The following is a 12,881-nucleotide window of genomic DNA, read 5'->3' as shown; positions in this document are numbered from 1 at the left end:
GAACTCCCGACTTAGTAACGGATCTTGGGATCGATGACGGCATAGAGGATATCGACCACGGCGTTAAAGGTAATGGTGAGGGCGCCGACCAGAATGGTCAGACCGAGCACCATGGAGTAATCACGGTTGAGGGCACCGTTGACGAACAGCTGACCAATGCCCGGCAGGCCGAAGATGGTCTCGATCACCACGGAGCCGGTGATGATGCCGACGAAGGCCGGGCCCAGGTAGGAGACCACCGGCAGCATGGCCGGCCGCAGCGCATGGCGCAGTATGATGTGACGCAGCGGCAGGCCCTTGGCGCGGGCGGTGCGGATGAAGTTGGAGTTCATGGTCTCTATCATGCTGCCGCGCATGATGCGCGAGATGGCGGAGATGTAATACATCATCATGCCAAACACCGGCAGCACCATGAACTGCACCCCTCCCCCCTGCCAGCCCCCGGCGGGGAACCAGCCAAGGTAGATGCTGAAGAAGAGCACCAGCAAGGGCGCCAGCACGAAGCCCGGGATCACCACCCCGGCCATGGCCGACGACATCAGCAGATAGTCGATGATGGTGTTTTGTTTGAGCGCCGCTATGGTGCCGAAGATGGCCCCCAGCATCACCGCCAGCACGAAGGCCGCCGAGCCAATCTTGGCCGAGACCGGCAGCGCCTGGCTGACCAGATCGTTGACGCTGAAGTCCTTGTACTTGAAGGAGGGACCCAGATCGCCTTGCAGCAGGTTGCCCAGATAGGTGAGGTATTGCACGCCTATGGGCTTGTCCAGGCCGTATTTGGCCTCGATGTTGGCCAAGACTTCCGGCGGCAGGGCGCGTTCGCTGGTAAAGGGGTTGCCAGGAGCGAAGCGCATCATGAAGAAGGAGACGGTGATCAGGACCAGCAGGGTCGGGATCGCTTCCAGTAGACGTTTAAAAATGAATTTCAACATAGACATTTCCTGTCCTGTACTGCTTCCAAAGGGTCGCGGTTGTAATAAAGGCCCGCCGTCTGGCGGGCCTGCTTGTTATGCGACTTGTTGCTTTACTCAGTGAGCAATGATGTACATGTCTTTGCTGTAGAGGTTATCCAGCGGGTTGGCCGGGTAGCCGCCCACATAAGGCTTGACCATGCGGGAGGTCACGTACTGGTAAATGGGCGCAATCGGCATGTCCTTGGCCAGGATATCTTCGGCCTGGACATAGAGCTTGTTGCGTGACTCTGCATCTACCTGGTTGCGCGACTCGGCCATCATCTTGTCGAAGGCAGCATTGGAGTACTTGCCGTCGTTGTTGCCATGGGTGGTCTGCATCAGATCCAGCATGGAAGAGGCTTCGTTGTAGTCGGCGATCCAGCCTGCACGACCCACGTCAAAATCACCCTGCTTCTTGGTTTCCAGGTAGGTCTTCCACTCCTGATTCACCAGGCTCACCTGCACACCCAGCTTCTTCCACATGGAGGCGACGGCGACGGCCACCTTCTTGTGGTTGTCGTCGGTGTTGTAGAGCAGTTCAAACTTGAGCGGCTTGCCCGGGCCGTAACCGGCCTCGGTCAGCAGCGCTTTGGCCTGGGCATCACGCTCGGCCTGGCTCAGCTTGGACCAGGCAGGTGCCACCGGTTTGAAGCCGTCGACAAAATCAGGAACGAGCGTGTAGCCCGGGGTCTCACCCTTACCCATCACCTTGTCGGCGATCACGTTGCGATCGATGGCATAGGAGAGCGCGGTACGCACTCGTACATCATCAAACGGCTTATGCTTGAAGTTGTACTGGTAGTAGTAAGTCCCCACGTAGCCACTGACCTGCACCTCTTTCGGGTACTCCTTCTTCATCTGCTTGAAGCGCTCGATCGGCATGTTGTAGGTGAGATCGAGTTCACCGGCCAGATAACGGTTCAGCTCGGCGTTGGTGGACTGGATCGGCAGGTAAGTGACCTTGTCGACCACCGTCTTGGCGTTGTTCCAGTAGTTGGGGTTGCGCTCGACATCGACGCGCTCGTTGACTACCCAATCCTTCAGCTTGTAGGCACCGTTGGAGACCATGTTGGCCGGCTGGGTCCACTTGTCACCAAACTTCTCGATCACCTTCTTCGGTACCGGATAAGTGGTGGTGTGGGACAGCATGCTGACGAAATAGGGGACCGCTTTTTCCAGCTGGACCTCGAAGGTGTAATCGTCCACCGCCTTCACGCCCAGGGTATCGGACGGCTTCTTGCCGCCGATGATGTCGGTCGCATTGACGATGGTCGGGATTTCCATGTACCAGGAATAGGGAGAGGCGGTCTTGGGATCCACTGCCCGCTTGAAGGCGAACTCGAAATCGTGGGCGGTGACGGGATCCCCGTTGGACCACTTGGCATCTTTGCGCAGGTGGAACACGAAGTGCTTGTTGTCCTTGGTTTCCCAGGATTCGGCCACGCCGGGCAGGGTCTCACCCTTGGGGCCTGAGGTGACGAGACCCTCGAACAGGTCACGCAGAATATTGGATTCGACCGTTCCTTCGGTCTTGTGCGGATCCAGGGTAGCGGGTTCTGAACCGTTACCTTTCACCAGAGACTGCTCGGGGGCGAGCTTGGTGCCAGCGGGGACATCTGCGGCCTGAGCCAGGCTGGCCCCACCGAATAGCGCAGCCAATAAAAGGGTATTTATCATTGTTTTTTTATGAGTCATTTCCATTTACTCCAACAAGAACATTCCATGCATTTGCCATAAGTGCGAGCCTGAGGTCGCAATCAGCATAATTCCCTGTCATTTCTGATAATGCAACATATATCATCAGAGCTGGTGCTAAGCCTTGGTCAAATAAACAGCTTTTAAGCCATTCCCTAGCATTTAAACAGGCTGGTTTGGTGCTTTTATATACAGCCCCGCCCGATTCTAGGAAATGGCTAACAAAAAAGAAACAATAAAAAGCCGGTCACTGGGACCGGCTCCGACAAAACAGACCTGAATCACATCAATCCGGGGAAGACGCCCTTGACGCCAGCCACCATGATCTCGATGCCAAGGGACATCATGATGAGCCCCATGATCCGGGTCACCACGTTGATGCCGGTGTTCCCCATCAGTTTGAACAACAAGGGGGCGGCACGGAAGATGAGCCAGGAGCAGTACGCAAATGCCATGGCCACCACGAACATGCCCAGCAACTGGGGCCAGGTTTTCTGGCTGGCATAGACAATAGAAGAGGAGATAGCCCCGGGCCCCGCCATCAGCGGCAGCGCCAGCGGCACCACGGCGATGGATTCCCGCGCGGCCAGTTCGCCCTTCTCCTGCTTGTTATGCTTCACCTCGCCCAGCTTGCCTTGCAGCATGGACCAGGCGATTAGAGTGATCAGCGAACCACCGGCGATGCGAAATGACGCCAATGAGATGCCGAAGCCATCCAGGATCAGCTGCCCCATGCACATGGAGACCATCAGGATCACCACCACCGCAATATGGGCAGTGGTATTGGTCTTCATCCGCTCTTCCGGCTGCATATGGCCCGTCAGGCTGACAAAGACCGGCAACAACCCAAGCGGGTTGATGATCGCAAACAGACCGATGAAAAATTTCAGATACAAAGAGACGTCAATTGCTGCCATAGGCGCCATCCAGAATCAAACGGGGCCACATGGGCCATCCCAACAAAAACTGTGCGTAAATTTACACCATGCTCATGACCTTCACCAATCAAATAATCTCACCCTTTCCGTGGGTTTTCAGTTAGTTCCTCTAATGAATCGACATAATTCAACATATCGAGTTGTTAATGCCAGCTTGGTTAAATTAACATTTTGGCAAAATTCATTAGCGCTTTATCTGACCACCTTGTCTTGTCGCGATATTTTGCATCGCGAAAAGAGACTTTCTCATTGATTGATATGGAGCCAAGTTGCAATGAAACCGGATGCGCAGCCCCTTGGCGCGGCGGCTCTCCGACTCGCGTTGCCAACTGATTATCGACGATCTCTGTCCTAACATTTTGGCCCAGAGTCATGATCAGGGTCGAACGGAAATCACACTATCGCATGTCAACCCGTGCCGGCATCTTCTGCTGTGACCGCCGAGGGCCAGCAAGCGGCCCTTTGGGTGTACAGATGGATGAAAAAAACACGCTTTTTTGCCGCAAACAACGGTAACAAGGTAAGGGGCTACCGCGAGATGTTCGCCTGCGAATCCAGCGCGCCCCTGACCCACGCGGGCCGAAGGCGCTCGAGATCCCTTGGCGCATCTTCACTAACCATTTGAAAAATTAAACATATCCCTTAATTAATGCAGGGATTATCGCCGCCAGACCACGCCCTGCTTGCCGATCGCCTCAACCGATCTACATATATGAAACAAAATTTCTTTTGTTCTTTTGTTACATATGATCCAGATCAAGTTTTTCTGCAGCGACCCCGCTCTATAATCGACTCAGAAAGCAATTTAGTAAGGCATGTAAATACCCCGTTGTGGTGATTCTATCCTTGACAGGAAGGCTATAATTGCCGGGCATTGCCAAGGTCTTACTAAACAGTTTTCAAATCATCAGGAGATAAACATGGCAGTAACCAATTTGGCTGAACTGGATGCACTGGTTGCCCGCGTCAAAGAAGCACAGCGTGAATTCGCCAGCTTCTCGCAAGAGCAGGTAGACAAGGTTTTCCGTGCCGCCGCCCTGGCCGCCAGCAACGCCCGTATCCCCTTGGCCCAAATGGCCGTGGCAGAGTCCGGTATGGGTATCATCGAAGACAAGGTTATCAAGAACCACTTCGCCTCCGAATACATCTATAACGCTTACAAAGACGAGAAGACCTGCGGCATCCTGAGCCAGGATGACGAGATGGGCACCATGATCATCGCCGAGCCGGTAGGTATCATCTGCGGTATCGTTCCGACCACCAACCCAACCGCTACCGCGATCTTCAAAGCCCTTATCTCCCTGAAGACTCGTAACGCCATCATCTTCTCCCCGCACCCCCGCGCCAAGAACTCCACCAATACCGCTGCCAAGCTGGTACTGGATGCAGCCATCTCCGCCGGTGCACCGAAAGACATCATCGGCTGGATCGACCAACCCTCTGTTGAGCTTTCCAACGCGCTGATGAAGCACAACGACATCAACCTGATCCTGGCCACCGGTGGCCCGGGCATGGTGAAAGCCGCTTACTCCTCAGGCAAGCCGGCTATCGGCGTGGGTGCGGGTAACGTGCCGATCGTCATCGACGAAACCGCCGATGTGAAGCGCGCCGTCGCCTCCATCCTGATGTCCAAGACCTTCGACAACGGTGTGGTCTGTGCGTCCGAGCAAGCTGTCATCGTGGTTGACTCCATCTACAACCAGGTGAAAGAGCGTTTCTCCAGCCACGACGGCTACATCCTGTCCAAAGATGAAGCGGACAAGGTACGTAAGGTGCTGCTGATCAACGGCGCGCTGAACGCCGATATCGTGGGCCAGCCGGCCACCAAGATCGCTGCAATGGCTGGCGTGACTGTGCCTGCCACCACCAAGATCCTGATCGGTGAAGGTCTGGAACTCTGCGCTGAAGATGAGTTCGCTCACGAGAAGCTCTCCCCGACGCTGGGTATGTTCCGTGCCAAAAACTTCGAAGACGCCGTTGATATGGCCTGTGACATGGTCAACATCGGTGGTATTGGCCACACCTCCGGCCTGTACACCGACCAGGATCGCAACGCCGACCGCATCAGATACTTCGGCGACAAGATGAAGACCGCCCGTATCCTGATCAACACCCCCTCCACCCAGGGCGGTATCGGTGACCTGTACAACTTCGCTCTTGCTCCTTCCCTGACCCTGGGTTGCGGCTCCTGGAGTGGTAACTCCATCTCCGAGAACGTCGGTCCCAAGCACCTGATCAACAAGAAGACAGTCGCAAAACGGGCAGAAAATATGCTGTGGCACAAACTTCCGAAATCCATCTATTTCCGTCGTGGCTCCCTGCCGATCGCCCTCGGTGATCTGGAAGGCAAGAAGCGTGCAATGGTGGTCACCGACCGTTTCCTGTTCAACAACGGCTATGCCGACGACGTGGTTCGTCTGCTCAAGAAGCTGAACATGGAAGTGGAAGTATTCTACGAAGTAGAAGCCGACCCGACCCTGTCCATCGTCCGCAAGGGCGCCGAGATGGCCAACTCCTTCAAGCCGGACGTTATCCTGGCGCTGGGTGGTGGTTCACCGATGGATGCGGCCAAGATCATGTGGGTCATGTACGAGCACCCGGACACTGCGTTCGAAGATCTGGCCATGCGCTTCATGGACATCCGCAAGCGTATCTACAAGTTCCCGAAAATGGGCGTGAAGGCCGAACTGGTCTGTATCACCACCACTTCCGGTACCGGCTCTGAAGTCACCCCGTTTGCGGTAGTCACCGACGACGCCACCGGCATGAAGTACCCGCTCGCCGACTACGAGCTGACCCCGAACATGGCCATCGTCGATGCCAACCTGGTCATGAACATGCCCAAGTCCCTGTGCGCCTTCGGTGGTGTGGACGCGGTCACTCACGCCATGGAAGCCTACGTTTCCGTACTGGCTAACGAATACTCCGATGGCCAGGCACTGCAAGCGCTGAAGCTGCTGAAAGAGTATCTGCCGTCCAGCTACCAGAACGGTGCCAACGATCCGGTTGCTCGCGAGAAGGTGCACAATGCTGCGACCATCGCCGGTATCGCATTCGCCAACGCCTTCCTGGGTGTCTGTCACTCCATGGCGCACAAGCTGGGTGCTGAATTCCACATTCCGCACGGCTTGGCTAACGCCCTGCTGATCAGCAACGTCATCCGCTACAACGCGAACGACAACCCGACCAAGCAGACCGCGTTCTCCCAGTACGATCGTCCGCAGGCTCGTCGTCGTTACGCCGAAATCGCCGACCACCTGGGTCTGACTGCGGCCAGTGACCGTACCGCTGCCAAGATCGAGAAGCTGCTGGCCTGGCTGGACGAGCTGAAAGCGACCCTGGGCATCCCGGCCTCCATCCGTGAAGCCGGTGTGAACGAAGCCGACTTCCTGGCCAAGGTTGACCAGCTGGCGCTGGAAGCCTTCGATGACCAGTGCACCGGTGCCAACCCGCGCTACCCGCTGATCACCGAACTGAAAGCCATCCTGATGGACACCTACTACGGCCGTCCCTTCACCGAGGAAGCTCAGGTAGCGACCAAGGTGGAAGCCAAGGTAGAGACCAAGGTTGAAAGCAAGAAAAAATCCAAGGCCTGATAACTGGCCTTGTGATAAAAAGCCCGCGCACCTGCGCGGGCTTTTTTATTTGTCTATCTGTTTAATTTTGCTAGCTTGTTGGTAGGCAAACACGAAACAAGAGCTAGCCAATGGCGCTGATCCAAGCCTCCATCGAGCAGTTAAGAATCGGCCACTACATCCATCTCCCCACGGGATGGACCAGTCACCCTTTCATGTTCAATGCCTTCAAGATCCGCGATCAGCAGCAGCTCGACATCATCCGCCACCTCGAACTCACCCTGCTGATGGTGGATCCCACGCGAAGTGATCTCCCGGTCGAACCCCTCTTGCACGGCGACACCACTCCCGCGGTCACCCTATCCGTTCCCCTCGACGAGCCCCTCCTCCCCGAGCCAGTCATGTTCGACGAGAAGGCCTTTCGCCGCTCCCTGCGCGCCGCCGACAAAGCATTCGGCCAATCCCTGTCCGAGCTGCGCGATGCGCTTGGCGCCCTCAACCTCAAGCCGGACGAGGGGCTGGCCCACACGGCGCAGATAGTGCGCGATGCCGCCGCCCGCATGGCCGCCCACGAGGGGCCGCTTGGCTTGCACCTGATCCGCAGCCAGCACACGGATATCCTGCTGCAGCACAGCCTGAGCGTGGCCTTCATCGCCATGCTGATGGCCCGCGAGCTGGGCATGAGCCCCGTCGAGATGGAAGAGGTGGGGCTGGCCGGGCTAGTCCACGACATTGGCGAGCTCAGGATCCCGAGCCAGATCACCCAGAAGCGGGGGGAGCTCAGCCGTGCCGAATTGAATTTTCTCAACATGCACCCCCAGTACGGGCTGGAGATGCTCAACCACCTGCAGGCATTTGAGCCCAGGATCCGCCAGGTCGCCCATCTGCATCACGAGCGACTCGACGGCAGCGGCTTCCCGCTCGGCAGCAAGGGGGGAGAGATCCCTCCCCTCGCCCGCCTCATCGGCCTGGTGGATTACTACGACGAGCTGCTGCACCCGCGCAGCAGCGCCACCCCGGCGGCGCCGAGTCAGGCCATAGCCCAGCTCTACAAGCAGTCCCAGAAGAAGTTCGATCAGGATCTGGTCAAATTGCTGATCAAGGTGCTGGGGGTCTATCCGCCCGGCTCCTTGGTTCGCCTCGACGACGGCTTGGTGGCACTGGTGCTCTCCACCGAGCCCAGCATGCCGCTCAGACCCAAGGTGCTGCCCTACTGCAAGGCGCAGCGCCCGGAAGGGGTACCGATGATCGATCTGCGGGAAGACGGGAGAGCCATCACCGCCTGCATCAGGCAGGAGGAGCTGGACGAGGGGCAGCGGCTGTTTTTCAACCTGACCAAGCGCTTCTGTTACTATTTCGCCTTCTGAGTTATCCCCAGAAGCTGGGGATAACTCATTGGACAAACCTGAATAATTGCCCAATCCCCCTCAAAATGGTCCGCTATTGAACCTGAATAAAAAACGCCCAGCCAGAAGGCCGGGCGGAGCATGCTACCTCCGTGTAGCGTATCCAGCGGATACATTCATGCTCTCTTCAGCAATACCAAGCCTGAATCGATTACACAAATATCAATTTAACATGCTGATTTTATATGGTTTTACTCCAGCATTCTGGCAAACTGCTCGCCGCGATACGCCCATTGCCCGAGACGGAACAGGATCCGGATCACAAAACGCCGCGCCGGGGCCACTGCGCGGCATGGTTTTAAAGGAACGTTTTTTATGCAGTTAGTCCTCTCCCTGCTGCAGCAGATGAGCGTCAGCCTGGTCATCGCCTACCTCTTTTCCAAGAGTCCGCTGCTGCGCCCCCTGGCCAACTACTCGGTCAGGCTCCCCCACAAAGTCTTGATATACGTTATTTTTTCCTGCTTCTGCATCCTCGGCACCTATGTCGGGCTGGACATAGATGACGCCATCGCCAACACCCGCGCCGTCGGCGCCGTGCTGGGCGGGCTGCTGGGGGGTCCGCTGGTGGGCTTTCTGGTGGGACTGACCGGCGGCCTGCACCGCTATACCCTCGGCGGATTTACCGATCTCGCCTGCGCCATCTCCACCACCTGCGAGGGCTTGCTGGGTGGCCTGGTGCACTGGCGGCTGATGCGGACCAACCGGGTGGATGCCCTGTTCAAACCCCGGATCGCCTTCTTCACCACCCTCTACGCCGAGATCTTGCAGATGGTCATCATACTGCTGGTCGCCACGCCCTTTGAGCAGGCCCTGCAGTTGGTGCGCACCATCGCCACCCCCATGATCCTGGCCAACTCCTGCGGGGCGGCGCTCTTCATCAGCATGATCCGCGACCAGCAACGGATGTACGAGAAGTTCTCCCGGGTCTTCTCCGCCAAGGCGCTCACCATCGCCAACCGCACCGTCGGCATCATGACCCAGGGCTTCACCGTCGAGGCGAGCAACAAAATTGCCCGCATCGTGCAGGAAGAGACCGGGGTCGGCGCCGTCGCCATCACGGACACCGACAAGATCCTGGCCTTCATCGGCACCGGCGAGGATCACCACAAGCCGGGTACCCCCATCACCTCGGCCATCACCCTGCAGGCCATCGCCCGGAACAAGGTGCTGTTCGCCGACGGCAACCGCCAGCCCTATCGCTGCAGCATCTCCCCCCAGTGCCAGCTCGGCTCGGTGCTGGTGATCCCGCTGCAAGGGGACAAGGGGGTGATAGGCACCATCAAGCTCTATGAACCCAAGAAGCGATTGTTCCTCAAGATCAACCACACCCTGGGGGAAGGGATCGCCAACCTGCTGTCCCAGCAGCTGCTGAGCGGCCGGCTGGAGCAGCAACAGCGGTTGCTGGTGCAGTCCGAGCTCAAACTCATCCAGGCCCAGATCAACCCCCACTTCCTGTTCAACACCCTCAACACCATCAGCGCCATCACCCGGCGCGACCCCGAGCGGGCCCGCCAGCTGCTGCTGCATCTGTCCCGCTTCTTTCGCAAGAACCTCAAACGCCAGAGCGACATGGCCACCCTGCAGGAGGAGCAGGAGCACTGCCAATCCTACCTGGAGATCGAGCTGGCCCGCTTTGGTGAGCGATTGACAGTGCAAAACGAGATCCCGCCGCGGCTGGGCCAGCTGCAGTTGCCGAGCTTCACCCTGCAGCCCCTCATCGAGAATGCCATCAAGCACGGCATCTCCACCCTGCTGGAACATGGCCGCATCCGCCTCTACGCGGAGGAGATCCCCGAGCTGGTCAGGCTCTGCGTCGAGGACAACGCCGGCGCATGGCAGGGGGATCTGACGGGGGACGGGCTCGGCATGAACATAGTGGACCGCCGACTCAAGAGTGCCTTCGGCGATCGCTTCGGCCTCAGCGTCCAGTGCGAGCCGGAGCAATGGACCCGGGTCTCCTTCAGCATCCCCAAGGCGCCCCGGCCCCCTTCCAAGGAGATAACATGATCCGCATCCTGATCGTCGATGACGAGCCCTATGCCCGCGAAGAGCTGGCCGAGCTGCTCGGCAGTGACCCCGATATCGAGATCCTCGGCGCGGCCGCCAACGCCCTTGAGGCGCTGCCGCTCATCCAGCGACTCAAGCCGGACGTGGTGTTTCTCGATATCCAGATGCCCAAGCTCAGCGGCATGGAGCTGGTGGCCATGCTCGATCCCCTGCCCCGCATCGTGTTCGTCACGGCGTTTGATGACTACGCCATCCAGGCCTTCGAGGAGAACGCCTTCGACTACCTGCTCAAGCCGGTCGAGCCCGTCCGGCTGGCCAAGACGCTGGCGCGCCTCAAGCAGGATCTCACCCCGCAGTCCATCACCTCTCTGGCGCCCGCCATCCGCCACATTCCCGGCTACCTGCACAACCGGGTGCGGCTGCTGCCCATAGAGCAGGTGGAGTATGCCTTCTCGGATCTCGGCGGGGTGCACGTCGCCTGCCAGGGTGAGCTGTTTCACACCCAACTCACGCTCAAGTCGCTGGAGGAGAAGACCCCGCTGCTGCGCTGCCATCGCCAATACCTGGTGGCTCCGGGCGCCATCTTCGAGATCCAGTTACTGGAGAATCAGCTGGCCCAGATCGTCACCCAAAGCGGGGCCAGGGTGCCGGTCAGCCGTCGCTACCTCAAGGAGCTGAAGGATGAGTTAGGCCTGGAGTGACCTGGCCTGAGTGTGCGCCGGCTCACAGTCGGCAACCGCTCGGGTCGCCATGCCGCCGCTCACCACCTTTACCTGCCGTTAACAGAAGAGCCCACTTAGACTGACCGCGCACACCATAAAATAACAATGCTGGAGCGTAACAATGATCTGGTTCTTCCTCTGCGTCGGCCTGCTAGTGGCTGGCTATTTCTTCTATGGCAAGTTCATCGAGCGGATATTTGGCCCGCAACCCGAGCTCGCCACCCCCGCCATCACCATGGCCGACGGCGTGGACTATGTGCCCATGTCGGACAAGAAGGTCTACCTGGTTCAACTGCTCAACATCGCCGGGGTCGGCCCCATCTTCGGCCCCATCCTGGGTGCCCTGTACGGCCCGGTCGCCATGCTCTGGATAGTGTTTGGCTGCATCTTCGCCGGCGCGGTCCACGACTACTTCTCCGGCATGCTGTCGGTGCGCGCCAAGGGCGCCTCGGTACCAACCGTGGTCGGTGAGCACCTGGGCACCACCGCCAAGCACTTCATGAACCTGTTTGCCGTGGTGCTGCTGATGCTGGTGGGCGTGGTGTTCGTGCTGAGCCCGGCGGGCCTGCTGGCGAACCTTACCTCCACCGATCTGGTCTACTGGATAGTGGCGATCTTTGCCTACTACATCCTCGCCACCATAGTTCCCATCGACAAGATCATCGGTCGCTTCTACCCCATCTTCGGCGCCCTGCTGGTGTTCATGTCGGTCGGTCTCATCATCGGCCTTATCGTCTCCGGCAAAGGCTTCTACAACACCGGGATGGACTTCTCCAACCTGCACCCGACCGAGCTGCCGCTGTGGCCGCTGCTGTTCATCACCATCGCCTGTGGCGCCGTCTCCGGCTTCCATGCCACCCAGTCCCCGCTGATGGCGCGCTGCATGCAGAACGAGAAGTCCGGCCGCTTCATCTTCTACGGCGCCATGATAGGTGAAGGGATCATTGCCCTCATCTGGTGCACCCTGGGTCTCTCCTTCTACGACAGCACCGAAGCGCTCAACGCCACCCTGGCGAGCGGCGGCCCGGCGGCCGTGGTGCACGAAGTCTCCACCAGCCTGCTCGGCACGGTCGGCGGCATCCTGGCCATCCTCGGCGTGGTGATCCTGCCCATCACCTCCGGTGACACCGCGTTCCGTAGTGCCCGTCTCATAGTGGCGGACTTCCTGAAGCTGACCCAGAAACCCATGGCCAAGCGACTGCTGATCGCCGTCCCCATGTTCATCCTCGGCTTCATCATCTCCAAGGCAGAGTTTGGGGTGATCTGGCGCTACTTCGGCTGGGCCAACCAGACCACCGCCGTCATCATGCTGTGGGCCGCCGCCGCCTACCTCATCAAGGAAGGCAAGCTGCACTGGGTCTGCACCATCCCCGCCATGTTCATGACAGCCGTGGTGTTTACCTACCTGGCCAACGCGCCCATCGGCTTTGGTCTGGCGATGGACATCTCCACCATCATCGGCCTGGTGTGTACCGCCGTCATCACCCTGGCCTTCCTGATCAGGTTCAGGCCATCCCGGCTGAGCGCGGTGAAGGAGAACTAACCCGCGTATCGCACCCAAATAAGAAGGCCCGGCATCGCTGCC

Annotated in this window: 8 protein-coding genes; 5 read left to right on the top strand and 3 right to left on the bottom strand. The window is 58.6% G+C overall.

Going from position 1 to position 12,881, the window contains the following annotated elements:
• Nucleotides 1–11: 11 nt before the first annotated feature.
• The 3 genes from oppB to KW821_RS02935 form a co-directional block, all read right to left on the bottom strand.
• Nucleotides 12–932 carry an oligopeptide ABC transporter permease OppB gene (oppB, locus tag KW821_RS02945; RefSeq protein WP_042654531.1) on the bottom strand — a complete coding sequence of 307 codons (921 nt, stop codon included), beginning with the start codon at nucleotides 930–932 and terminating at the stop codon, nucleotides 12–14.
• A 96-nt stretch (nucleotides 933–1,028) separates the two neighbouring features.
• Nucleotides 1,029–2,648 carry an ABC transporter substrate-binding protein gene (locus tag KW821_RS02940; protein ID WP_042654530.1) on the bottom strand — a complete coding sequence of 540 codons (1,620 nt, stop codon included), beginning with the start codon at nucleotides 2,646–2,648 and terminating at the stop codon, nucleotides 1,029–1,031.
• Nucleotides 2,649–2,929: 281 nt separating this feature from the next.
• Nucleotides 2,930–3,565: a YchE family NAAT transporter gene (locus KW821_RS02935; protein ID WP_218290367.1), complete on the bottom strand. Its 636-nt coding sequence runs from the start codon at nucleotides 3,563–3,565 to the stop codon at nucleotides 2,930–2,932.
• A gap of 941 nt (nucleotides 3,566–4,506) precedes the next feature.
• On the opposite strand from KW821_RS02935, the gene adhE reads away from it, so the two are divergent.
• The 5 genes from adhE (at nucleotide 4,507) to KW821_RS02910 (ending at nucleotide 12,839) form a co-directional block, all read left to right on the top strand.
• Nucleotides 4,507–7,182: a bifunctional acetaldehyde-CoA/alcohol dehydrogenase gene (gene adhE, locus KW821_RS02930; protein ID WP_042654528.1), complete on the top strand. Its 2,676-nt coding sequence runs from the start codon at nucleotides 4,507–4,509 to the stop codon at nucleotides 7,180–7,182.
• A gap of 110 nt (nucleotides 7,183–7,292) precedes the next feature.
• A complete protein-coding gene (locus KW821_RS02925) occupies nucleotides 7,293–8,528 on the top strand; it encodes an HD-GYP domain-containing protein (protein ID WP_218290366.1) in 1,236 nt (411 codons plus the stop codon).
• A 354-nt stretch (nucleotides 8,529–8,882) separates the two neighbouring features.
• Nucleotides 8,883–10,574 (top strand): sensor histidine kinase, encoded by a 1,692-nt coding sequence (locus tag KW821_RS02920; RefSeq protein WP_218290365.1) that lies wholly within the window; start codon nucleotides 8,883–8,885, stop codon nucleotides 10,572–10,574.
• Complete coding sequence (btsR, locus tag KW821_RS02915) at nucleotides 10,571–11,275, top strand: two-component system response regulator BtsR (RefSeq protein WP_218290364.1); 705 nt, start codon at nucleotides 10,571–10,573, stop codon at nucleotides 11,273–11,275. Before KW821_RS02920 ends, btsR begins: the two co-directional genes overlap by 4 nt.
• 142 nt (nucleotides 11,276–11,417) lie before the next feature.
• Nucleotides 11,418–12,839 (top strand): carbon starvation protein A, encoded by a 1,422-nt coding sequence (locus KW821_RS02910; RefSeq protein WP_042654524.1) that lies wholly within the window; start codon nucleotides 11,418–11,420, stop codon nucleotides 12,837–12,839.
• The last annotated feature ends 42 nt before the right edge of the window (nucleotides 12,840–12,881 follow it).

Origin of the sequence: Aeromonas sp. sif2416, assembly GCF_019218665.1 — a bacterium.
Lineage (GTDB): Bacteria > Pseudomonadota > Gammaproteobacteria > Enterobacterales > Aeromonadaceae > Aeromonas > Aeromonas encheleia.
The sequence above is the reverse complement of the archived record's forward strand: the minus strand, read 5'-3'. Positions and strand labels throughout refer to the sequence as shown.

Coding starts and splice junctions, on each gene's coding strand:
- btsR (WP_218290364.1), top strand. CDS start 10,571: ATGATCCGCATCCTGATCGTCGATGACGAGCCCTATGCCCGCGAAGAG.
- KW821_RS02935 (WP_218290367.1), bottom strand. CDS start 3,565: ATGGCAGCAATTGACGTCTCTTTGTATCTGAAATTTTTCATCGGTCTG.
- adhE (WP_042654528.1), top strand. CDS start 4,507: ATGGCAGTAACCAATTTGGCTGAACTGGATGCACTGGTTGCCCGCGTC.
- oppB (WP_042654531.1), bottom strand. CDS start 932: ATGTTGAAATTCATTTTTAAACGTCTACTGGAAGCGATCCCGACCCTG.
- KW821_RS02910 (WP_042654524.1), top strand. CDS start 11,418: ATGATCTGGTTCTTCCTCTGCGTCGGCCTGCTAGTGGCTGGCTATTTC.
- KW821_RS02920 (WP_218290365.1), top strand. CDS start 8,883: ATGCAGTTAGTCCTCTCCCTGCTGCAGCAGATGAGCGTCAGCCTGGTC.
- KW821_RS02940 (WP_042654530.1), bottom strand. CDS start 2,648: ATGACTCATAAAAAAACAATGATAAATACCCTTTTATTGGCTGCGCTA.
- KW821_RS02925 (WP_218290366.1), top strand. CDS start 7,293: ATGGCGCTGATCCAAGCCTCCATCGAGCAGTTAAGAATCGGCCACTAC.